The sequence below is a fragment of the Thioclava electrotropha genome (assembly GCF_002085925.2).
GTDB classification, from domain to species: domain Bacteria; phylum Pseudomonadota; class Alphaproteobacteria; order Rhodobacterales; family Rhodobacteraceae; genus Thioclava; species Thioclava electrotropha.
The window spans coordinates 1,381,042-1,401,757 of sequence record NZ_CP053562.1 but is presented as its reverse complement, the minus strand read 5'-3'; the positions used below and the strand labels follow the sequence as shown (position 1 = coordinate 1,401,757).

The window sequence follows — 20,716 nt, the reverse complement described above, 5'->3', positions numbered from 1 at the left end:
CTGCCCCCAACACCCACGCCCCTCAGGCGTCGTCGAGATCGGCGAAGCATTTCCCGTTGCGGATCAACACATCCCAGAGCGTGACCGGCTCGGGCGCGCCCTCTTCGGCCAGCTCGCGCAGCAGCTTTCGCGTCCCAAGAAGGCCCGCGCGGTCGGCGGCGAACATCACGCCACCCATCTGCGGTGCAAAGCCCAGCACATGGAGCGCCGCGACGTCGATATCGCCCGCCCGATGCGCCTGCGCGTGCTGCAAGAGCCCCGCGCCGCAATTGGCAAGCTCGGCCAGAATCCGGGCGCGGATGTGCGCATTAGACAGACGGCGCGGCACGATCCCGGCCTCGTCGCGCAAAGCCGCCAGCGCCTCGGCCTGATCGGGCACCGGGCGCGGCGTGCCCTCGGACCAATCGTAAAAGCCCTGTCGCCGCGCGCCGGTCGCCGCGGCATCGAGCGCGAGCAAGCTCAGAAGCGGGCCGAACGGACGATGCAGCCGCACGAAATCCTCCAGCACGGCGTCGACGCCCAACCGGTCGGCCAGTTCCAGCGGCGGGCGCGTGCCGCCTGCCTCGCGGACCGCCGCATCGACCTGCGCGACCGAAGCCCCAGCCAGCACCGCGCGCTCTGCCGCGGCGATATAGGCGACGCGCAGATGATCGGCGATGCCGCCCGCGCCCGGGCCACTGCGCAATACCTGCGCCCCACCCTGCCGGAGCAGCCCAGCCATCGCGTAGAGATCGGCAGGCAGCGCGCCCTCGGGCGGCACGAGCTCACACAGATCGCCGGTGCAGCGCAGCCCGAAGTCCTCCGCGCCGTCAGCCAGATCATCGGCGTTGCGCGCGCTCAGCGGCGCGGGCGGGAAATTTCCTTTGCCCGAGGCGATCAGCGCATCCGAGCCCGACAGCCCCTCGCGGGTCATCGCCGCGCCAAGCCGCGCCCAATCGGCCTCGCGAATGTCGGGTGACAGAGCGCCGGACTGCACCGCGATCTCCTGCTTGCGCGCGATATCGGCAAAAGCCGTCTCGATCGCGGCGGGGTCGCTTGCGCCGAACACGACTTCGTGCCCGGCGGCAAGCAAGCCTCCGGCCATCGCGGCGGGCTGATCCCAAAGGCCGATGCGCAGCGGCGCGGGCGCGGTAGGCGTGCCCTCGCCGGGCAGATGCGCGGCGCGGCGCGTGGCCCGTGCGGCGTGGCGCAACGCCTGTGACAGCGGCGCCTCGAGCAATTCCTGCAAGGCGACCGCCTCGACATCGAGCGCCTCGTCGAGCGGCAGCAACAGCGCGCCTTCGACCACTTCGAACAGGCGCGCGCCGACCGGCGCAAGCGCGCCCTTTCCCAGCTGTGCCCGCAGCGGCGCGAGATCGTTGAGATAGGTTGCGGGATCGTCGAGCGCGGTATCGGTGCGCGGTACACCCTCGGCGATCAGCATATCGAGAGCGGCGGCAATCTGGCTGCGATCGGTCGCGCCCAGCACAAGATCGCATTGGCCCTGTCCCCGGGCGGGCTCGGCCTCGACCTCCTCACCGGCGGCAACAATCGCAAGCGCCCGCGCGCCGCCGATCCGCCGCGCGAGCCGCACGAGGCCGCCTGCCCCGACGAAACCGCCAAGCGCGAATTCCGGTGCGGCGAAACAGGTATCGGGATCGGCGATGCGCAGATCGGCGGCCTGCGCCAGCGCCATCGAGCCGCCCGCGATCCGCCCGGAGAGCCGCGCAAGCACCGGCAGGTCGAGCGCCCCGAGTCGTCGGCAAAGCTCCGACAGGCTCGGCACCTCTTCGCCCTTCGCCGGGCGCGGCGTGATCGCGTCGAAATCTTCCAGCGGATCGGGCGCGCAGGGCCAGCCCGAAGCCCCGCCCTGCAGGACCAGACCGCGCAGGCTCGCGTCGCCTTCGACCCGGTCGAGCACGCCGCCGATCGCGCGGCGCATCTGGGCCGTGATACCGGCCCGCGCGCCCTGATCGTCAAGCGCCGCGAGCGTCAGCCAGGCCAGCCCGTCCTGTGTGCGAAATTTCACCCGGTTCGCCATCGTCCCCCACTTGTGGCGGGGCATTCCGTGCGAGCCACCGCCGCGCGAAGTTTAAAGCGAAGCAGGTTCAAAACAAAAGGGAAATCGCGCAACCCCGAGGGAGGCGCGCAGGGGCAAACGACTGCCCCTGCCCCTTTGAAACGATAGGCCAGAGGTTACTGGCGGGTCGCCTTCGCGCCCGGTGCATGCGCCCGGCAAAACGGCGTTGCGGGCAGCAGATCGAGCCGCGCCTCGTCGATACGCTCACCGCAGGTGACGCAATAGCCGTATTCGTCCGCCTCGATCCGGGCCAAGGCCGCGTCGATCGCGCGAATCTCGGACTGCGCCGACTGGCCGAGGTCTTCGAGAACCTCGTCGCTCTCATGCTCGATCGCGGCGTCGTCCCAATCTTTTTCTTCGTGGCTCTCAAGCTCGGATTCGACCTGCGCCATCCGCTCCGAGAGTTGCGCCCGGCGGGTTTCGAGTTCGCTCTTGCGCGTTTCAATCGACTTCATCCTGTCCTCCTTGATCGATACAACCACCTAAACAGGCAAGCATTTATCCGCCTTGACGCAAATCAACCGGTCGCACTCACGCACATATGCAGATATCAAATTGCTTGCACTCTCACGGGCGTGAGGTCTAGCATTACAACTCTGACGGGTCCGGGAGAGCCCGTTCGACACGCAATTGAGCACAGGGAGAGCTCATGCATCAAGATTGGATTTGGGGCCTCGTCGGAGGCCTGATGATTGGCGCGGGCGCGGGCCTGTTTCTGCTGGTCAACGGACGGATCATGGGCGCAAGCGGCATTATCGGCGGGCTGGTCGACGGCTCGGGCCGCGAGACCGTGTCCGAGCGCGTGGCCTTCCTCGGCGGGCTGATCGCGGTGCCACCGCTTCTCGTGCCGCTTTACACAACAGTCGACACCCATATGACCAGTTCAGTCTGGGTGATCGTAGCCGCAGGCCTGATGGTGGGCCTGGGCACGCGGATCGCGAATGGCTGCACCTCGGGCCATGGCGTCTGCGGCATCTCGCGATTTTCGCTGCGCGGGATCGTCGCCACCGCCTTCTACCTGCTCGGCGGTGCGCTGGTCCTCGTGATCTTCCGGCATTTTCTGGGAGTGATCTGATGCGCAATTTCTTCGCATTCCTCTCGGGAGGGCTGTTCGGCGCGGGGCTTCTCGTGGCGGGCATGGTCGACACGAAAAAGGTGCAAGGCTGGCTCGACGTATTCGGCGATTGGGATCCGACGCTGGCCTTCGTGATGGGCGGCGCGGTGAGCGTGATGTTCTTCGTCTGGATCTTCGCGAAGCGCCGCGAAACCTCGATGCTGGGCTCGCCGATGCCGGGGCCATTTCCGAGGCTCGTGGACCGCAATCTCGTGCTCGGCTCGCTTCTGTTCGGCGCGGGTTGGGGCCTTGCGGGGCTGTGCCCCGGCCCCGCGATGGGCTCGCTGTCCTTCAATGGCTGGGAAGGCTGGCTGTTCCTGATCGCCATGGGGGTCGGGATGGCGCTCGCACCGCGGGCGAAAGCGTGGCTGAGCCTGTTGGATCGCAGCACGCTGGAAGTGCCGCCCTGCGAGAACGGGACCAAAGAGACGCCCGCGACCTCGGCGACGCGCGGCGCATAAGCCGCCGCCGCAGACCGCATTCGCGCTCCCTTGGGCTGGGGTGCGATCACATGCCCGATTGGATCTTGAGCGGCGGCAGCGCGTCGTCTTCCGTCGAGGAGAGCGCATCAAGATCGAGTGGCTCGCCAAAATCCATGTCGGGCTCAAGCCCGTCCAACCCGCGCGGCTCGGGCGCCTGGGCGGCATCGACGCCCTCCTCCGGATTATAGGCCGGATCGAGCGGGTCGCCGAGGCTGGACAGGCCCGGCACCGCGTCGAGCGTCGGGGCCTCCGCATAGGGCGGCGCCCCGGCATCGAAAACGTCCGCCCCCCGGCCAACGCCATTTGCCGCCTCGTCTTCCTCGCGCAGGCGCAGCGCACGTAGCCCGTGGCTCTGGCCGAGACGGGCGAGCGAGAGCTTGCGCCGTCCCTGCGCCTCGAGCGTGATTTTCTCCAACGCGTCCTCCGGGATCGGGATCTCGGTGCCGGGGCGCAGTGTCAGCACGGCAGAAAGCGGCAGCGTGACGCGGTGCAGGACCGCTTCGAGCTGCGCGGAGGCCGCCAAAATGGAGCGTTCGAACGTGTCGGACCAGTCCCGCGCGGGGTCTTCGGGGATGAAGCTTTCCGCCTGCGGCCCCGCACCGCCCACCACATTCTCGGCCGCCGCAGACGCCGTGCGGCGCATCGCGGCGCCCCGCCCTTCGCGCGGAACCGCCCAAAGGAAGCCGCCGCTGCGTTCGCCCCCAGTGCCGAAGCCAAGCTGCGCCGTCCAGACGCGGTAGCTGACATCTTCCAGCAGTAGACCAAGCGGCCGGGGATCGTCGAGATGCGAGGCGAAACGGAAGCCCCCAGCCCAGGAAATCGCCGGGTCACTGATCAAACCCTCCTCGATCTCGGCCAGCACCGCATCGACGAAATCGGCGGCGATGGCGGCATCGATCCGGGTGGGTTTGCGCGGAGCAGGCATGGTCTTGCCGAACCGCCCCATCGTCTGCATCTCGATCAGCGTGGCCAAGGTGGCAGGCGGCAAGGCTAGCACGCCAAGCGCCTCCCCCGGCCCTTCGATCATCGCAAGCAGCGACAGATCTTCGAGCATCTCGGGCAGATCGGCGAGTGACCGCGTCGCCTCCTCGATCGAGGCGACCTGCAGCGGCAGTTCGAGCATATCCTGCGCGACCTTGGACAGCGCGAGCGTGATCGCGCGCGCAGGCGTAATCGGGGCCGCGCCCGCAACCGCCTTCGCCGCCTCGGTCTTACGCCGCAGCACCGATGTCTCGCGCTCGTGAACCATGGCCTCCATCCACCCGCCTTCGGGGTCTCATGGCTCAGCTTTGGCAGATCGAGGTTTACAAAACGTTGAAAATGCCCCGAGTTTCGCGGCTTAGCGAGAAAGGGCCGCGCTCTCGGGCGGCTGATCGGAGGGCGCGTGCTGATCGCTGCGCCTCAGCGGCAGACTGATACGGAATGCGGCCCCGCCCTGCCCGGGCACGTAATCGATCGTGCCGCCGAGATTGGTCATGATCTCGCGGCAGATCGCGAGGCCGAGGCCCGCGCTGCCGGCGCGGCTTTGATCGGTCAGGCGGGCGAATTTCTCGAAGATCAGCTTCTGGCTCTTCTTCGGAATGCCCGCGCCGTTGTCGATGAAGTCGATCTGCACGCGCTTGCCCCGGCGCTTCACCTCGATCCGCAGCACCGCCTTCTCGGCATCGCAATACTTCCGCGCGTTCGAGATGAGGTTGATCATCACCTGCACCAGCCGATCGGCATCGGTGAAGATCGGCATATGCTCGGTCGGGAAATCGCGCTCGATGCGGAAGGCGCGCTCGGGCTGGGTCGAGGAGGCCGATTGCACCGCGCGATTGATCAGATCGTGAAGATTGGCGACCGAGACATTGAGCTGCGCGCGGCGGTTTTCCAGCACGGAGAGATCGAGCAGATCGTCGAGCAGACGCGTCAGGCGGCGCGCTTCCTCATGGATGATCTCGGCATATTGCGCGCGCATCGAGTCCGGCAGATCTGGCTCCATCAGGATTTCCGAGAAGGCGCGGATCGAGGTCATCGGCGTGCGCAGCTCGTGGCTGATCTGGCTGAGGAAGCTGTCCTTCTGCACCGACAGGTCCTGCAGCTTGTCATTGGCCTCGCGCAGCGCCCGCGCCACCCGGGCCAGTTCCTCGGACTTCGCCTCGAGCCGCGCGGTGTATTCCTTGGCCTCCGCCGTCTCGCCCGCCACGGCGATCAGGTCCTGCATCGACACCGAGGTGCCCCCGGTCAGTTGCGCGATCATCGCATGCGCCGTCGACGCCCCGACCGAGCCCGCCAGTTTCCGCTCCAGCCGGGCGAGAAAATCGGGCGTGGTGTCGGGCAGGAACCCGGCCTTGCCCTGCCCCGCCGCCTGCGCCTGAAAGAAATGCTGCGCAGGCTCGGCGCCCAGAATACGCTGGGACATCGACAGCAGATCCTCGGCCTCGGCACCGCCTTGCACCCAAGAGCGCGCGGCGGGGCTTTGATCGTAGATATTGACGAAGGCCACGCCCTGCAGCCGCTCCATCGGGCCGGGGAAGGACAGCATCGAGAAGACTAGAAAGGCCAGCGTGTTGAACAGCAGCGACCAGAACAGCGCATGCAGCAGCGGATCAAGCCCCGCGATCCCGAACAGCGCATGCGGGCGCAGCCATTCGAACCCGAACAGCCCGTGATCCAGAACAATCTGCGGTATCAGCCCGGCATCGCCCACCGAGGGCAGAAAGAGCGTATAGGCCCAGAGCGCGAAGCCGATCACCAGCCCCGCCGCCGCCCCCACATGGGTCGCGCCGCGCCAGAAGATGCCGCCAATCAGCGCGGGAAGCACTTGAGCCGCGCCCACGAAGGCGATCAGGCCGATCGCCGCCAGCGCCTCGGAGCCGCCCGACATCCGGTAATAGGCATAGCCCATCGCGAGCACCGCGATGATCGAGACCCGGCGCGACATCAGAACCAGCCCACGCACATCACCCTGAGCGCGCGGCCCCTCCCGGCGCAGAGCCAGCCACAGCGGCGTTACGATATGGTTCGAGACCATCGTCGCGAGCGCAATCGCGGCGACGATCACCATCGAGGTGGCCGAGGAAAACCCGCCGAGGAAGGCCAGCAGCGCCAGCTTCCCCTGCCCCTCCGACAGCGGCAACGTCAGCACGAACAGATCGGGGTTCGCGCCCTCGGGCATCCGCTCCAGCCCCATCACCGCGATCGGCACGACGAAGAGGCTCATCAGCATCAGATAGGCCGGAAACGCCCAGCTTGCGGTCGCGAGGTGCCGCTCGTCGACATTCTCGACGACCAGCACCTGAAACATGCGCGGCAAGGTCAAGATCGCGGCCGCGGAGACGAAGGTCAGCCCCGCGAAACGTCCCGGATGGAGATCCCATTCCGCGATCTTCGAAGCGTCGATCCGCGAGAGCATGTCCATAGGCCCGCCACCCAGCCCCCAGACGACGAAGACGCCCACCGCGACAAGCGCGACCAGCTTGACCACCGCCTCCAGCGCAATCGCGGTGACGACGCCGTGGTGCCGCTCGTTGGCGTCGAGGTTGCGGGTGCCGAAGAGGATGGTGAAGATCGCAAGCCCGCCCGCGATCCACAGCGCCGTCGCCCCTTGGTCGGGCAGCGCCCAGCCCTCGGGCGTGCCAGCCGCGAAGACGCCGAAGCTCAGCGTCACCGATTGCAGTTGCAGCGCGATGTAGGGCGTGGCGGCGGCGACCGACATCAGCGTGACGATGACGCCCAGCGTATTCGACTTGCCGTAGCGGCTGGAAATCAGGTCCGCGATAGAGGTCACGCGATGGGTGCGCCCGATCCGCACCAGCTTGCGCAGCACCCACCACCAGCCGACGAAGACCAGCGTCGGGCCAAGATAGATCGTCAGGAATTCCAGCCCCGAGCGCGCCGCGTAGCCGACCGCGCCGTAGAAGGTCCAGGCGGTGCAATAGATCGACAGCGACAGCGTGTAGATCACCGGCGAGCGCAGGAAGCGCAGGCGGCGGCGCTGCGCGCGGCGTTCGGCCACGAACGCCACCGAGAAGAGCACGATCACATAGGTGAGGCAGACCGCGACGAGATTATTGAAGGGCATCTCAGCCCTCCGGCGGCGGCGCGTCCGACGCGCGGTCAGTGGGTGCGGCGGCGGTCGGGGCCTCGGCCTCGCCATTGCCTTCTGGCACGTCCTCTGCGTTGAGCACCGGGCCAAGCCCGCGGGAAATGGCGAAAGCCGCGACGATCAGTACGATCCAGACCGCGAAAAGGTAGAGCCCGCCGCGCCCGGTATCGGGCACCGGGGTCTGCGCAGGATGCCACAGACCCGGCATCATGATCAGCACCAGTCCGACAATCGGCAATAGCCGCGCCGCATCCATTAGGCGGCGGCGGCGATAGGAACGGCGGGCAAGAAAGAGCGGCTGGCCCGTCTGCGGCATCAGGCGGGCTCCCGGCGCGCAGCGCCCCCGCCGGTGATCGCTTCGAGCTGGTCGAGCACGTCGCCATTGGCAAATGGCTTGGCGAGGAAGGCCGTCGCCCCGGCGCGGGTCGCGGCATCGCGGTCGCGCCCCTGCCCGCGCGCGCTGAGCATCAGAACGGGCAAATCGCGCAGCGCGGCATCCGCGCGCATATCGGCAAGGATTTCGAGACCGGAGCGCCCCGGCAGCATCAGATCGAGGATGATTGCATCGGGCGGATCGCCAATGATGCGCGCCATTGCCCGCGCACCGTCTTCGAGCACCGACACCGTCCAGCCCGCACGCGTCAGGATGAACCGGATCGCTTCCGCGATATGCGGCTCGTCCTCGATCAACAGCACCTGTCTTTGCGCCATAGCCATCCCCCTCACCCGACTATCGCCACCGTGTCGCGCCCTGTCAAACCCTCACGCCCTCCCCGCCGACGCATCCGCGACGATCGAAGGCTCGCGCCGCCCAGGACACTCGCCACGCGGACAGATCCGGCACGACGCGCCGATCGGACGCGCTGGCGCATCAGCGCTCTGCGCGGGCGCCGGCAGGATCAGCATGGTGGCGCGCATCAGCACCGGACCGTCGAACCCCGTCGGGCGCGGCTCGGAGACGGCATAGGTCAGGAAGCGTTGCGGCAAGCGCCCCGCCATATCGACCAGCGCCCGGATCGGCTGCATCGGCCGCGCGAGCGCCTCATAGAGCGGCCAGAGCGGACAGGCGGCTGCGAAGCGCGGCAGCAGGAAACCGGGGGCTGCGCGGCGGAAGGTCAGCGTGCCCGAGCCGTCGCAGACCACCAGCCCCGGTTGCCCCAGACCCGGCGCGCCCGCAGGCAGCGCCGCGAGCCGCCGCAACACCTGCGCGAGCGGCACGGCGAAGCGCGCAGCCAGCGCGCCCGGATCGGGGCCGAGCTCGGCCAGAGCCGCCAGCACCGGGTCCAGCGGCAAGGCGCGCGCATCCTCCGCCTGCCTCTGCAGATGGCCGCGCGCCAGTTCCCGGGCCGCCGAGGACGCCAATTCCGGCGCGCCCGCGATCAGCTCGGCCGGATCGGTCCCGCCTCCCTCCAGTTCCGGGAAATGCCAGCCGCGCGCCTCGAGCCACGCCTCCAACTGCTCCTGCGGCGAGGACAGGCCGGTCTCGGCGGTTTCCATCTCGTCGAGATAGCCGACCAGAGCCTCCGCCGTTCCCGATAGGCGCAGGCTTTCCTCCTGGATCGTGTTGAGAAACCGCGCGCGCCATTCCGGCTCGATATCCTCGGTCTCGACAAGGATCGCGGCGGTGGAGCGCAGCGAGGTCACCGCCGAGAGCACCTCATGCAGCGAGGTCAGCAGGAACGGGTCCTGCGCCATCCGCTCGGCATAGGTTTCGACCACGCGCTCCAGCTCGGCCAGCCGCGCCTGACGGTTCACCAGAAGCGCGGCCCATGCGGGAAAGCGACCGACGAATTCCTCGATCCGCTCGAGATCGGGCGCGGCCTGACTGGCACTGCCCGCGCTATTGCCGCCGCCTGTCTCGGCCAGTTCCAGCGACGCGACCGCTTCGCGCAGCCCGGCGAACAGCGCGCCTTCCGCCCCCTCGCCCAGCGTGACCGGATCGACGCCCATCGCGCCTGCGATCCGCTCGATCAGGGCATCGCTGACCCGGCGGCGGTTGTGTTCGATCAGGTTGAGATAGGCGGCCGAAATCCTGGAGGCCCGCGCCAGTTCGGCCTGTTTCAAGCCAAGCGCATTGCGCCGCTCGCGGATGCGGGTGCCGGTCAGCGGGGAACGGGCCATGTAAACTCCTCCTGCACCCGTTTTTACAAACAAGTGCAGAAGAAGAAAATAGTTTTACAACGGTTTACAGGACCTCAGCAGGATCCCGTTCCAGAGGGCGCGACCGTGGCCATGCCCGATATGCCCCCGACACCCGGCTCGCATTCCCCGATATCGCGTTCAAGCTGCGTACAGCCTGCAAACGCGACCAACGCGACGAGCGCGGCAAGCTGTGCGGCGGTTGCGAAAAAGCGGTTTTTCATGGCTCTCTCCAATTCTCGGCATGGGACGATTTCCCCATATGTCATTCTACATTGCCGGCCTGTTCGCTCTATGATCGACGTCAATTCCCGGCCCGATTTGACAGCTCCGCCCGATGCGCCATCATCAATGCGGCAGCGCAGCATAGCGCGCGGCAATTCGCGGAGACCCGGATGGAGCCCGAGACGATCGAGACCGAACTGGCCAGCGCCATCGATACGGCGCAGAAATTCCTGCCGGACTGGGCGGTGGCGCTGATCGCCTATGTGATGGCGGCGCTGATCGCGCTGCTGCTGTTTAGGGTGTTGTTCACGGCGCTCAACCGCGCGGTGGCCGATCGCGATCTGTTCTGGCGCTCGCTGGTCGCCCGCGGGGCGCAACCGATGCGGTTGATCCTGCTGATCGCGGCGCTTGGCTTTGCGAACGGGCTCGCGCCAGCCAGCGCCGCAGTCACCGGTGCAATCACCCATATTCTGTTGGTCGCGCTGATCCTGTGCCTCGCCTGGATCGCCTATACCGCGCTCTACATCTGGACGACGATCCACCTGCGGCGTTTCAAGCTCGACGCGGAAGACAACCTGCTGGCGCGCAAGCACGTCACCCAGACCCGCATCCTGATGCGCGTGGCCAAGGTGATGATCGTGATCCTCGCGGTCGCAGCCGCCCTGATGACCTTCCCCGCCGTGCGCCAATATGGCGTGTCGCTTCTGGCGGCTGGCGGGGCCGCGGGTATCGTCGTGGGTCTCGCGCTGCAGCCGGTGCTCAAGAACCTGTTCGCAGGCATCCAGCTTGCCCTGACCCAGCCGATCCGCATCGACGACGCGCTGATCGTCGAGGGCGAATGGGGCAATGTCGAAGAAATTACATCCACTTACGTTGTCATCCGCATCTGGGATTGGCGGCGACTCGTGGTGCCCTTGAGCTATTTCATCGAGCAGCCTTTCCAGAACTGGACCCGCGAAAGCGCCGATCTGATCGGCACCGTCATGATCTATCTCGACCACACGGCCGACGTCGCCGCAATCCGCGCGAAGGCCGAAGAGATCACTCGCGCCGATCCGCTCTGGGATGGCAAGGTCTTCGCCCTGCAGGTGACCGATTTCCGCGAGCGGGTGATGGAGGTGCGTATCCTCGCCTCCGCGCGCAACGGTCCGCGCACCTACGATCTGCGCTGCCATATTCGCGAGGAGTTGGTGGCGTGGATTCAGGCCGAAATGCCGCATGCCCTGCCCCGCACCCGGGCCGATCTGTCGCCAGCGGAAGCGGCATTCCTCGGCACGCCCTCCGGTGAATCCGCATCCGGCGAGATGCCGCCCGCATAGGTGCTTGCCCCATCCGTCTTCCGTGAAGTCTCGGCATCCCGGCGCTAATCGAAGGCCCCGAAATGCGCCCCGTAATTCACCGCCCGGTTGGAGCACTTATCCATCGCATCCACGAGCCATTGGCGATCGGGCACAGGTCTGCCGATCAGATGGTGCCCGAGCGCATCTTCGCCCTTCGCGATATTGCCCGCGACATCGCCGCTGAATGTCAGCAGGCGCTTCAGCCAGAAATCCTGCGCCTGCCCGATATATCCCCCGCTTCCGCCGCCCGAGAGCGCACGGACCACGGCAAGGCAATAGGCGGCCTCGATCGGCTGGGTGGGCGTGTCGAAGAGGTAGCTCGGCGGGGCGGCGAACTGGCTTTTCCAGGCGAGGAAGAACAACCCGCCCGCGACCCCGATCGCGAGGACCGCGTAGAACGCGGTCAGGGCCGGGTGCGTGCGCTGCTGGCGCTTGCGGGCCCGTGCCCGGGCGCGCGCACGCTGCGCGGTCATTGATCGATCGGCCATGCGAGTGCCTCCTGGCGCTCAGCAAAGCCGATTCCCCTTAAGAAACCCCGAATATGAAAAAGCCCCCCGGCGCACCGGAGGGCTTCGTGTTTCGCGAGAGGGTCTCTCTTATTCGAGGCCAGCCTTGTCGGTCACATCATGGGTCCAAGCGCCTTCCGGCTTCTTGGTGATGACCGGGTCCGAACCGCCCGACATCAGAACGTCGACCGTGCGCTCGTAATCGGCGGGGTCGAGCGTGCCGTTCGAGCCAGCGGTCAGCTTGGAGACTTCTTTCATCATGCCGACTTGGTGCTCCATCGTCTGCGCACCGGTCTCGTCATTGTCGAGAATGATCTGTGCGGCCTCGTCGGGATGCTCCTCGGCGTATTTCCAGCCTTCCATCGAGGCTTTCACGAACTTCGCCATCTTGTCGACGAAGGCCGGGTCCTTGAGGTTCTCTTCGAGCACGTAAAGACCGTCTTCGAGCGTCGCGACGCCTTCGTCTTCATACTTGAAGGTCACCAGCTGGTCGGGCTGAATGCCCGCTTCGAGCACCTGCAGATACTCGTTATAGGTCATGGTCGAGATACAGGCCGCCTGCTTTTGCAGCAGCGGATCGACGTTGAAGCCCTGCTTGAGCACGGTCACGCCATCGTCGCCGCCCTCGGTCGAGATGCCGAGATGGTTCATCCAGCTCAGGAAGGGGTATTCATTGCCGAAGAACCACACGCCCAGCGTATGACCGGGGAAGTCCTCGGGGGTCTTGATGCCGCTTTCCTTGAGGCAGGTCAGCATCATGCCCGACTTCTTGAAGGGCTGGGCGATGTTCACGAGCGGCAGCCCCTTCTCGCGGGCTGCCAGCGCCGCCGGCATCCAGTCGACGATGACATCGGCGCCACCGCCTGCGATCACCTGCTCGGGCCCGATATCGGGGCCGCCCGGCTTGATGGTCACGTCGAGGCCCGCATCCTCGTAGAAGCCCTTGTCGAGCGCGACATAGTAGCCCGCGAACTGGGCCTGCGTGACCCATTTCAGCTGCAGCGTCACGTCCTCGTTGGCCCAAGCGGCCCCCGCCATGGTGAGGCTTGCGGCCACCCCTGCGATCAGTTTCTTCATCTTTCACTCCACTGTTGGCCCCGGATCTTTACGCCCGGGATTTTAGGTTTTTCTCAGGCTCTTCCTTGCCCTTACGTCCGGGCCCGTTGCGACGGGTGCCAGAAAGTCACCAGCTTCTCGATCAGGGCGACAAGCCCATAGAAGCCCGAGCCCGCGAGGGCCGCAACGGTAATTTCCGACCACACGAGCGGCAGATCAAGCTGCCCCACCGCGGTCGAGATGCGAAAGCCCATTCCTTTCGTCGGGCTGCCGAAAAATTCGGCAACGATCGCACCGATCAAAGCCAGTGTCGTCGCGATCTTCAACCCATTGAAGAGAAACGGCATCGCCGCAGGCAGGCGCATCTTGAAAAGCCCCTGCCAATAGCTTGCGGAATAGGTCGCCATCAGGTCGCGCTGCAGCGCATTCGTGGCCGCCAGACCCGCCACCATGTTCACGAGGACGGGGAAGAAGACCATGACCACGACGACCGCCGCTTTCGACTGCCAGTCGAAGCCGAACCACATCACGAGGATCGGCGCGATCCCGACGATCGGCAGGGCCGCGACGAAGTTTCCGATCGGCAGCAGCCCGCGTTGCAGGAAGGGCGAGCGGTCGATCAGGATCGCCACCACCACTGCAGCACCACAGCCGATGATATAGCCCGACAGCGCGCCTTTCAGGATCGTCTGCACGAAATCCTCGCGCAGCACATCGGTCGAGGCCATCAGGCTCGCCGCGATCTGGCTCGGGGCGGGCAGGATCACCGGGCTGATATTCAGCCCGCGCACCAGACCTTCCCACAGAAGCAGGAGAGTGATGCCGAACAAGGCCGGGATCAGGAAACGCGCCCAACGCTCCGAGCCATGATGGCGCGCGAGCCAGGTATTGAGGGCCCAGGCCGCCAGCCAGAAGACGATTGCGAAAATAAGCCAGCTCATTGCACCATCCCCATCCGCTTGAGGGTGATTTGTTCGATGATGCCGACCACCACCACGAGGATCGCCGCGAGCGCTGCCGCTGCGAACAGAGCGGACCAGATCTGCACCGTCTGCCCGTAATAGCTGCCCGACAGAAGCCGCGCGCCAAGCCCGCGGGTCGCGCCTGCGGGCAGTTCGGCAACGATCGTGCCGACGAGGCTCGCCGCCACACCCACTTTCAGCGAGGCGAAGAGATACGGCATCGACGACGGCAACCGCAGCTTCCAGAAGGTCGCGCCCTGGCTCGCATTATAGGTCTTCAGCAGATCGAGCTGCATGTGATCGGGCGCGCGCAGCCCCTTCACCATGCCGACGAGCACGGGGAAGAAGCTCAGGTACGCCGCGATGATCGCCTTGGGCAGCAGCCCGGTGATCCCGAGGCTCGCCAGCACCACGATCACCATCGGCGCGATGGCGAGGATCGGGATCGTCTGGCTCGCGATTGCCCAAGGCATCACGCTCAGATCCATCGCTCGGCTATGGGTGATCCCCACCGCCAGCAGGATGCCCAGACCGGTGCCCAGCGCGAAGCCCGCAAGCGTCGCCGACAGCGTGATCCAGCCGTGGAAGACAAGGCTGCGCTTGGAGGTGATCTTCTGCCCGGCCACACCTTCCCAAAGCCCGACAGCCACCTGATGCGGGGCGGGCAGGACGGGGCGTTTCTGGGTCAGCGTGTCGGTGACAAGCTCGGAGAACGTGACCTCTTCACCGGCGCGTGCCGCCTGATCGTAGGTCCATTGCGAGTTCATCCAGACGGTCGCTGCGTACCAAAGCAGCAAGATCGCGGCCAGAACCGTCAGAACGGGTGCGATCATCTTCATGAGACCGCCCTCCCCTTCGGCTTGGCCGAAATATCCTCGGGGGGTGAATGGCGCAGCCAGAGGGGGGCGGACACCCCCCCGCTCGCGGTAGAGGTCATCGCGTCATTCATCATAGGCATGCCCCGCCCGAAGCCCCTCGCGCACCCGGTGCGCGATTTGCAGGAATTCCTCGCTGTCGCGGATGTCGAGCGGACGCGGCCCTTTCGGCAACGTGCTCTCGATCACCTCGTGGATGCGGCCCGGACGGGGCGACATCACCACGATCTTGGTCGACAGATAGACCGCTTCCGGGATCGAGTGGGTCACGAAGCCGATCGTCTTGTTGGTGGCCGACCAGAGCTTGAGAAGCTCTTCGTTGAGCTTGTCGCGCACGATCTCGTCGAGCGCGCCGAAAGGTTCGTCCATCAGCAGGATCTCGGCGTCGAAGGCCAGCGCCCGCGCGATCGAGGCGCGCTGCTGCATGCCGCCCGAAAGCTGCCAGGGGAACTTCTTCCCGAAGCCTTCGAGGTCGACCAGCGAAAGCACTTTTTCAACACGCTCTTGCTGCTGCGCCTTGGAATAACCCATGATTTCCAGCGGAAGTTTCACATTTCCCGCAATCGTGCGCCAAGGGTAAAGACCTGCCGCCTGAAACACATAGCCGTAGCTTCGCGCCTTGCGGGCTTCTTCCGGCGAGATGCCGTTCACGGTCAGCGAGCCGCCCGTGGGCGTCTCCAGTGCCGCGATGCACCGCAGGAAGGTCGTCTTGCCGCAGCCCGAGGGGCCGATGAAGCTCACGAATTCGCCCTTCTCGATATCGAGATCGATATCTTTCAGCGCGTGAACCGAACCGTCCCCCGTCTGGAAAGTCAGATTGAGCCCGCGGGCCTGAATTACCGGTGCTGCCGTCATCCGCGCCTCCACAGGGTTTTATCCGCAATCTCGACGCTGTTGCCCGCCGGGTCGCGCAGGTAGATCGACCGCGCCCCGTTCGGCCAATAGAAGTCGGCCTCAATCTCTACGTTGTTGTCCCTCAAATGTCGTTCCCATTCGTTGAGTTGATCCGCGTCCGCCGCGAGGCATACATGCCCCGGTCCAACCGCGCCATGCGGTGGAACGGGCAGCGCCGCCTCCGGGTCGGGTGGCTGCTGCGTGGCCTGAGCGATGAAGGTCAGGATCACGCTGTCGCCACAGCGGAAAAAAACATGCCGCCCGTCGCGACGGGTTAGCCGCTCGAGCCCCAGCAGCCCGCCGTAGAAGGCTTCGGTCGCGTCGAGATCCTCGACGTAGACCGCAGCCTCCAAAACGCCGGAACTGACCGGGGCCGCCATTGCGCCTTATACCCCGGTCGCCGGGATACCGCTGCGTTCGACCGGACGCGGGGCGGTGAGCTCTTTCCAGGTGGACAGAGCCTTGGTCACTGGCATGCCCGGATCGCGGGCAACGAATTCGCCGTGGCCCTCGGGCGTCTGGATCTTGCCATCGGCCCAAGCGACGACACCGCGGCTGAGCGTGTAGCGCGGCAGACCTTTGACCTCTTTGCCCTCGAAGACGTTGTAATCGATGGCAGATTGCTGCGTCTCGGCCGAGATCGTCTTGGTCGCTTCCGGATCCCAGACCACGAGATCGGCATCCGCGCCGACCAGAACCGCACCCTTCTTCGGATAGACGTTGAGGATCTTCGCGATGTTGGTCGAGGTGACGGCCACGAATTCGTTCATCGTGATCCGGCCGGTCTCGACCCCATAGGTCCAGAGCATCGGCATCCGGTCTTCCAAACCGCCGGTGCCGTTCGGGATTTTGGTGAAATCGCCCACGCCATAGCGCTTCTGCTCCGTCGAGAAGGCGCAGTGATCGGTCGCGACCACCGAGAGCGAGCCCGACGCCAGACCCGCCCAGAGGCTATCCTGATGCTGCTTGTTGCGGAAGGGCGGCGACATCACGCGGCGTGCGGCGTGATCCCAATCCTTGTCGAAATACTCGCTCTCGTCGAGCGTCAGGTGCTGGATGAGCGGCTCGCCCCAGACGCGCTTGCCCTGCATCTTGGCGCGGCGGATCGCCTCGTGGCTCTCCTCGCAGGAGGTGTGCACGACATAAAGCGGCACGCCTGCCATATCGGCGATCATGATCGCGCGGTTGGTGGCCTCGCCCTCGACCTGCGGCGGGCGGGAATAAGCGTGCCCCTCGGGGCCGTTATTGCCATCGGCCAGCAGTTTCGCGGACAGCTCCGCCACGACATCGCCATTCTCGGCATGGACCAGCGGGATCGCGCCCAACTCGGCGCAGCGCTTGAAGCTCGAATAGAGCTCGTCATCGTTCACCATCAGCGCGCCCTTATAGGCCATGAAGTGCTTGAAGGTGTTGATGCCGCGCTCGGTCACTTGCTTCATCTCGTTGAAGACCTGCTCGCTCCACCAGGTGATCGCCATGTGGAAGGAGTAGTCGCAATGCGCGCGGGTCGACTTGTTGTCCCAGCGCTTGAGCGCTTCCAGCAGGCCCTCGCCCGGCGCAGGCAGCGCGAAATCGACGACCATCGTGGTGCCGCCCGCCAGCGCGGCACGGGTGCCGGATTCGAAATCGTCGCTCGAATAGGTGCCCATGAAGGGCATCTCGAGATGGGTATGCGGGTCGATCCCGCCCGGCATCACATAGCAGCCGGTCGCGTCGATCTCTTCGTCGCCTTTCAGGTTCGGGCCGATCTCGATGATCTTGCCGCTGTCGATCAGCACATCCGCCTTGTAGGTCAGATCGGCGGTGACGATGGTTCCGTTCTTGATGACTTTGGTCATTGTTTACCTCCCACGAAGGTCTTCCGCCTTCGATTTGGTTCAAATATCCCGGGGGTGAGGCGCATAGCGCCCGCCGAGGGGGCAGCGCCCCCTCCTCCGCCCGTCTCAGCTTACGATTTCCGCGGCCTCCAGCACGGCGTGGAACAGCACATCGGCGCCCGCGCCTGCCCAGTCCTTGGAGATATCCTCGGCCTCGTTATGGCTCAGCCCGTCGACGCAGGGGCACATCACCATCGCCGTCGGCGCGACCGCGTTGATCCAGCAGGCATCGTGGCCCGCGCCTGAGATGATGTCGCGATGCGAATAGCCCAGACGCTCGGCGGCGCTGCGCACGGCGCTCACGCAGGTCGGATCGAAGGTGACCGGGTCGAACCCGCCGGTCTTCTCGAACTCCACCTCAAGGCCCATCTCGTCGCAGATTTTCTTCGCTCCCTCGCGCAGTCGCTTTTCCATATCCTCGATCACGCTCAGATCGGGCGAGCGGAAATCGACGGTGAACACGGCTTTGCCGGGGATCACGTTACGCGAATTCGGGTAGATGTCGATATGGCCAGCCGCGCCCACCGCATGGGGCTTGTGCGACCAGGCGATTTCGTCGACCAGTTCCAGCACGCGCGCCATGCCGAGGCCCGCATTCTTGCGCATCGGCATCGGGGTGGAGCCGGTATGCGCATCCTTGCCGGTGATCGTCACCTGGGTCCAGCTGAGGCCCTGCCCGTGGGTGACGACGCCGATATCCTTGCCCTCGGCCTCGAGGATCGGGCCCTGCTCGATATGCAGTTCGAACATCGCATGCATCTTGCGTGCACCGACCTCTTCGTCGCCGACCCAGCCGACACGCTTCAGCTCGTCGCCGAACTTCTTGCCTTCCGCATCTTCGCGATCATAGGCCCAGTCCTGCGTGTGGATGCCCGCGAACACGCCCGAGGCCAGCATCGCCGGGGCGAAGCGCGTGCCCTCTTCGTTGGTCCAGTTGGTCACGACGATCGGGTGCTTGGTCTTGATCCCGAGATCGTTCATCGAGCGCACCGCCTCCAGCGCGCCGAGCACACCGAGGACACCATCGTATTTGCCGCCCGTGGGCTGCGTGTCGAGGTGGCTGCCCATATAGACCGGCAGCGCATCGGGGTCTTCGCCCGCGCGGGTCGCGAACATGTTGCCCATCGTGTCGACGCCCATCGTCATGCCGGCATCTTCGCACCATTTCTGGAACAGCGCGCGGCCTTCGGCATCCGCATCGGTGAGGGTCTGGCGATTATTGCCCCCGGCGACGCCGGGACCGATCTTGGCCATCTCCATGAGACTGTCCCAAAGGCGATCGGGATTGATGCGGAGGTTTTCTCCGGGTGCTGACATTTCATAACTCCCTGTCGGCTGCGTGGGGGTTATCCCCTCTTGCGACGAATCTTTTTCTGACCGTATGGTCAGGTTGAGTGGGCCACGGTCTGACCATTCGGTCAACAAAAATCAGGACGTATTTTGAATGAAAGATGATGAGAGCGGCAAGCGCACAAAAAATGGGCAAGCCAGCCGGGGAAGCCGCGCCGAGGCGCGGCGCGCCACCGAAGAGGCGATCCTGAAAGCCGCCGAGAGGGTCTTCGCCGAGGCCGGATTCGGCGGTGCCACGATGCAGTTGATCGCGGATGTCGCGGGGCTCCCGAAAGCCAATCTGCATTACTATTTCGAGACGAAAGAGTCGCTCTATCGCCGGGTCGTAGAGCGCATTTTCAACATCTGGCTGGAGGCGGCCGATGTGTTCGACGAGGCAAGCGGACCGGCCGAAGGGATCGGCGCCTATATCGACGCCAAAATGGAGATTTCGCGCAATCACCCGAACGGCTCGAAGGTCTGGGCGTCAGAGGTGATGCACGGCGCGCCGGTGATTCAGGATTACCTCGAGACGACGCTGCGCGACTGGACCGAGGGCCGCGCGGTGATCATCCGACGCTGGATCGCGGAAGGCAAAATGGCCGAGGTCGACCCGCATCACCTGCTCTACATGCTCTGGGCGACCACCCAGCACTACGCCGATTTCTCGCATCAGATCGAGACGCTGAACGGCGGCGCGCCGCTGAGCGACGCTCAGTGGGAGGAGGCGAAGAGCTGCGTGAAAAGCATCGTGCTGCGCGGGATCGGCGTGAGCTGATTGCTCAATTCGCCGCTGGGTCGGCGGTGATATTCGGCGCGCCGACGGGGGCGACATCCGATTTTGCATCCGCCGCCGGGGCTTGCGAAGCCGCCTCCGATGCCTCCGACTCTTCCGGCAGCGTCTCGGTCTCGACCGGGCGCATCGGTGCCCCGGCCACGCCCGCGGGCAGATGCGTGTCGGGCAGTTTCGCGCCCAGAAGCTCCTTTCCGTCCGAGATCGGCTCGACCGGATCGGCCTCCAGGCCCACCGCCTCCGCGCCGGTATCCGAACACACGTAAATCGCACCGCCCACGACCACCGCCGTGGCCGCGAGCGCAGGGGTCGAGGCCCCCGCCAGCACGCCAAGCCCGGCATCGCGCAGCTTCTTTTGCAGGTTTCCGGCCTGATCGGAGACGATCATGCCGCCGATTTTCTTGCCCAGAACCTTGCTCGCCGCATCGCCCACGGCGCTTTCGGCCTCATCGCGCAGATCGCCAGCGGCCTTTGCGGTGCCCTTGATACGTTCGCAGATGCTCTTCGACGGTTTGCGGCAGAGCCCGTAGGCGTCGCGCTCGCCCCGGTCATAGCCCAGATAGGTCTCGGCCTCCTTGTTCCATTGCAGACAGAACGGGGCGCGGCTTTCGTCATCCATCTCGGGTGTCAGGGCGCGCAGAGTGACCAGCGCCGGGCAGGTCACCTCCCCCTTCTCGCCAAACAGCTTCTCGCGCAGCGAGCGGCTTTCCTTCAGCGCCGCGTTATCCGCATCGTAGACGTAGGAATAGGTCTTGCCGCGAATGGAGGTCTCGCACGGGACCAGTTCTGCCATGGCAGGCAGCGGGCAGATCAGGGCAAGGACAAAGGTCAGGCGCAGCATCGCGAGTCTCCAAGCATCATTGCGCAACATAGCCCCCGCCTCCGCCGCCACAAGGTCGCGCAATTTGGCGAAACGGTGCTCGGCGGGGTTTCGCGCGGCACCGCACAGATCCTGTTTCTAGACCTGCGCCCAGC

General features: G+C 65.7%; 21 protein-coding genes. 4 read left to right on the top strand and 17 right to left on the bottom strand.

Annotation, left to right across the window (positions count from 1 at the left end; genetic code table 11):
* Positions 1 to 22: 22 nt before the first annotated feature.
* Positions 23 to 2,008: an enoyl-CoA hydratase-related protein gene (locus tag AKL02_RS06680; protein ID WP_165756912.1), complete on the bottom strand. Its 1,986-nt coding sequence runs from the start codon at positions 2,006 to 2,008 to the stop codon at positions 23 to 25.
* 167 nt (positions 2,009 to 2,175) lie between these two features.
* Positions 2,176 to 2,514 (bottom strand): TraR/DksA family transcriptional regulator, encoded by a 339-nt coding sequence (locus tag AKL02_RS06675; protein ID WP_083074916.1) that lies wholly within the window; start codon positions 2,512 to 2,514, stop codon positions 2,176 to 2,178.
* A gap of 194 nt (positions 2,515 to 2,708) precedes the next feature.
* On the opposite strand from AKL02_RS06675, the gene AKL02_RS06670 reads away from it, so the two are divergent.
* Together AKL02_RS06670 and AKL02_RS06665 are read left to right on the top strand one after the other, a co-directional pair.
* Positions 2,709 to 3,134, top strand: coding sequence for a YeeE/YedE family protein (locus AKL02_RS06670; RefSeq protein WP_078519514.1), 426 nt, complete (start codon positions 2,709 to 2,711; stop codon positions 3,132 to 3,134).
* Positions 3,134 to 3,634 (top strand): DUF6691 family protein, encoded by a 501-nt coding sequence (locus AKL02_RS06665; RefSeq protein ID WP_078539606.1) that lies wholly within the window; start codon positions 3,134 to 3,136, stop codon positions 3,632 to 3,634. The genes AKL02_RS06670 and AKL02_RS06665 overlap by 1 nt, the downstream gene beginning before the upstream one ends.
* Positions 3,635 to 3,680: 46 nt before the next feature.
* On the opposite strand, the gene AKL02_RS06660 is transcribed toward AKL02_RS06665, so the two are convergent.
* From AKL02_RS06660 to AKL02_RS06635, 6 genes are all read right to left on the bottom strand, one after another.
* The gene (locus AKL02_RS06660) at positions 3,681 to 4,913 is read right to left on the bottom strand and encodes a FliM/FliN family flagellar motor switch protein (RefSeq protein WP_083074913.1); all 1,233 of its coding nucleotides are present in this window, start codon (positions 4,911 to 4,913) and stop codon (positions 3,681 to 3,683) included.
* An 81-nt stretch (positions 4,914 to 4,994) separates the two neighbouring features.
* Positions 4,995 to 7,721, bottom strand: coding sequence for an ATP-binding protein (locus AKL02_RS06655; RefSeq protein WP_083074911.1), 2,727 nt, complete (start codon positions 7,719 to 7,721; stop codon positions 4,995 to 4,997).
* Between the two features lies 1 nt (position 7,722).
* Positions 7,723 to 8,061: a hypothetical protein gene (locus tag AKL02_RS06650; protein WP_232621727.1), complete on the bottom strand. Its 339-nt coding sequence runs from the start codon at positions 8,059 to 8,061 to the stop codon at positions 7,723 to 7,725.
* Entirely contained in the window at positions 8,061 to 8,456 is a 396-nt protein-coding gene (locus AKL02_RS06645) for a response regulator transcription factor (RefSeq protein ID WP_078539609.1), read from the bottom strand. The genes AKL02_RS06650 and AKL02_RS06645 overlap by 1 nt, the downstream gene beginning before the upstream one ends.
* Positions 8,457 to 8,507: 51 nt before the next feature.
* A complete protein-coding gene (locus tag AKL02_RS06640) occupies positions 8,508 to 9,866 on the bottom strand; it encodes a helix-turn-helix transcriptional regulator (protein WP_083074908.1) in 1,359 nt (452 codons plus the stop codon).
* Between the two features lie 74 nt (positions 9,867 to 9,940).
* Positions 9,941 to 10,108 carry a hypothetical protein gene (locus AKL02_RS06635; protein WP_165756911.1) on the bottom strand — a complete coding sequence of 56 codons (168 nt, stop codon included), beginning with the start codon at positions 10,106 to 10,108 and terminating at the stop codon, positions 9,941 to 9,943.
* Positions 10,109 to 10,279: 171 nt separating this feature from the next.
* Between AKL02_RS06635 and AKL02_RS06630 the strand changes: the two genes are divergently transcribed.
* Positions 10,280 to 11,428, top strand: a complete 1,149-nt coding sequence (locus AKL02_RS06630; RefSeq protein WP_083074905.1) for a mechanosensitive ion channel family protein — start codon at positions 10,280 to 10,282, stop codon at positions 11,426 to 11,428.
* Between the two features lie 44 nt (positions 11,429 to 11,472).
* Here AKL02_RS06630 and AKL02_RS06625 read toward each other — a convergent pair whose 3' ends face one another.
* The 8 genes from AKL02_RS06625 to AKL02_RS06590 all read right to left on the bottom strand — a co-directional run bounded on the left by AKL02_RS06625 (position 11,473) and on the right by AKL02_RS06590 (position 18,936).
* Positions 11,473 to 11,937 carry a hypothetical protein gene (locus tag AKL02_RS06625; RefSeq protein ID WP_083074902.1) on the bottom strand — a complete coding sequence of 155 codons (465 nt, stop codon included), beginning with the start codon at positions 11,935 to 11,937 and terminating at the stop codon, positions 11,473 to 11,475.
* 108 nt (positions 11,938 to 12,045) lie between these two features.
* Complete coding sequence (locus tag AKL02_RS06620) at positions 12,046 to 13,032, bottom strand: ABC transporter substrate-binding protein (protein ID WP_078519523.1); 987 nt, start codon at positions 13,030 to 13,032, stop codon at positions 12,046 to 12,048.
* A gap of 71 nt (positions 13,033 to 13,103) precedes the next feature.
* Positions 13,104 to 13,952, bottom strand: coding sequence for an ABC transporter permease (locus tag AKL02_RS06615; protein WP_078519524.1), 849 nt, complete (start codon positions 13,950 to 13,952; stop codon positions 13,104 to 13,106).
* Entirely contained in the window at positions 13,949 to 14,812 is an 864-nt protein-coding gene (locus tag AKL02_RS06610; protein ID WP_078519525.1) for an ABC transporter permease, read from the bottom strand. Before AKL02_RS06610 ends, AKL02_RS06615 begins: the two co-directional genes overlap by 4 nt.
* 102 nt (positions 14,813 to 14,914) lie before the next feature.
* On the bottom strand, positions 14,915 to 15,703 hold the full coding sequence (locus AKL02_RS06605) for an ABC transporter ATP-binding protein (protein WP_078546451.1): 789 nt from the start codon (positions 15,701 to 15,703) through the stop codon (positions 14,915 to 14,917).
* Positions 15,700 to 16,122, bottom strand: a complete 423-nt coding sequence (locus tag AKL02_RS06600) for a VOC family protein (protein ID WP_078539616.1) — start codon at positions 16,120 to 16,122, stop codon at positions 15,700 to 15,702. Before AKL02_RS06600 ends, AKL02_RS06605 begins: the two co-directional genes overlap by 4 nt.
* Before the next feature lie 6 nt (positions 16,123 to 16,128).
* Positions 16,129 to 17,580, bottom strand: coding sequence for a dihydropyrimidinase (hydA, locus tag AKL02_RS06595; protein WP_078569361.1), 1,452 nt, complete (start codon positions 17,578 to 17,580; stop codon positions 16,129 to 16,131).
* Between the two features lie 105 nt (positions 17,581 to 17,685).
* The gene (locus tag AKL02_RS06590; protein ID WP_083074899.1) at positions 17,686 to 18,936 is read right to left on the bottom strand and encodes a Zn-dependent hydrolase; all 1,251 of its coding nucleotides are present in this window, start codon (positions 18,934 to 18,936) and stop codon (positions 17,686 to 17,688) included.
* 127 nt (positions 18,937 to 19,063) lie between these two features.
* Here AKL02_RS06590 and AKL02_RS06585 point away from each other — a divergent pair, with 127 nt between their 5' ends.
* Positions 19,064 to 19,726 (top strand): TetR family transcriptional regulator C-terminal domain-containing protein, encoded by a 663-nt coding sequence (locus AKL02_RS06585; RefSeq protein ID WP_083074897.1) that lies wholly within the window; start codon positions 19,064 to 19,066, stop codon positions 19,724 to 19,726.
* Positions 19,727 to 19,730: 4 nt separating this feature from the next.
* On the opposite strand, the gene AKL02_RS06580 is transcribed toward AKL02_RS06585, so the two are convergent.
* Positions 19,731 to 20,582, bottom strand: a complete 852-nt coding sequence (locus AKL02_RS06580; RefSeq protein WP_083074894.1) for a hypothetical protein — start codon at positions 20,580 to 20,582, stop codon at positions 19,731 to 19,733.
* Positions 20,583 to 20,716: the final 134 nt, after the last annotated feature.

Excerpts from the sequence above, each read along its gene's own strand:
- AKL02_RS06600 (WP_078539616.1), bottom strand. The coding sequence starts at position 16,122 with ATGGCGGCCCCGGTCAGTTCCGGCGTTTTGGAGGCTGCGGTCTACGTC.
- AKL02_RS06610 (WP_078519525.1), bottom strand. The coding sequence starts at position 14,812 with ATGAAGATGATCGCACCCGTTCTGACGGTTCTGGCCGCGATCTTGCTG.
- AKL02_RS06650 (WP_232621727.1), bottom strand. The coding sequence starts at position 8,061 with ATGCCGCAGACGGGCCAGCCGCTCTTTCTTGCCCGCCGTTCCTATCGC.
- AKL02_RS06655 (WP_083074911.1), bottom strand. The coding sequence starts at position 7,721 with ATGCCCTTCAATAATCTCGTCGCGGTCTGCCTCACCTATGTGATCGTG.
- AKL02_RS06605 (WP_078546451.1), bottom strand. The coding sequence starts at position 15,703 with ATGACGGCAGCACCGGTAATTCAGGCCCGCGGGCTCAATCTGACTTTC.
- AKL02_RS06625 (WP_083074902.1), bottom strand. The coding sequence starts at position 11,937 with ATGGCCGATCGATCAATGACCGCGCAGCGTGCGCGCGCCCGGGCACGG.
- AKL02_RS06620 (WP_078519523.1), bottom strand. The coding sequence starts at position 13,032 with ATGAAGAAACTGATCGCAGGGGTGGCCGCAAGCCTCACCATGGCGGGG.
- AKL02_RS06645 (WP_078539609.1), bottom strand. The coding sequence starts at position 8,456 with ATGGCGCAAAGACAGGTGCTGTTGATCGAGGACGAGCCGCATATCGCG.
- AKL02_RS06635 (WP_165756911.1), bottom strand. The coding sequence starts at position 10,108 with ATGAAAAACCGCTTTTTCGCAACCGCCGCACAGCTTGCCGCGCTCGTC.
- AKL02_RS06630 (WP_083074905.1), top strand. The coding sequence starts at position 10,280 with ATGGAGCCCGAGACGATCGAGACCGAACTGGCCAGCGCCATCGATACG.
- AKL02_RS06580 (WP_083074894.1), bottom strand. The coding sequence starts at position 20,582 with ATGCTGCGCCTGACCTTTGTCCTTGCCCTGATCTGCCCGCTGCCTGCC.
- AKL02_RS06660 (WP_083074913.1), bottom strand. The coding sequence starts at position 4,913 with ATGGAGGCCATGGTTCACGAGCGCGAGACATCGGTGCTGCGGCGTAAG.
- hydA (WP_078569361.1), bottom strand. The coding sequence starts at position 17,580 with ATGACCAAAGTCATCAAGAACGGAACCATCGTCACCGCCGATCTGACC.
- AKL02_RS06675 (WP_083074916.1), bottom strand. The coding sequence starts at position 2,514 with ATGAAGTCGATTGAAACGCGCAAGAGCGAACTCGAAACCCGCCGGGCG.
- AKL02_RS06640 (WP_083074908.1), bottom strand. The coding sequence starts at position 9,866 with ATGGCCCGTTCCCCGCTGACCGGCACCCGCATCCGCGAGCGGCGCAAT.
- AKL02_RS06665 (WP_078539606.1), top strand. The coding sequence starts at position 3,134 with ATGCGCAATTTCTTCGCATTCCTCTCGGGAGGGCTGTTCGGCGCGGGG.
- AKL02_RS06585 (WP_083074897.1), top strand. The coding sequence starts at position 19,064 with ATGAAAGATGATGAGAGCGGCAAGCGCACAAAAAATGGGCAAGCCAGC.
- AKL02_RS06670 (WP_078519514.1), top strand. The coding sequence starts at position 2,709 with ATGCATCAAGATTGGATTTGGGGCCTCGTCGGAGGCCTGATGATTGGC.
- AKL02_RS06615 (WP_078519524.1), bottom strand. The coding sequence starts at position 13,952 with ATGAGCTGGCTTATTTTCGCAATCGTCTTCTGGCTGGCGGCCTGGGCC.
- AKL02_RS06590 (WP_083074899.1), bottom strand. The coding sequence starts at position 18,936 with ATGTCAGCACCCGGAGAAAACCTCCGCATCAATCCCGATCGCCTTTGG.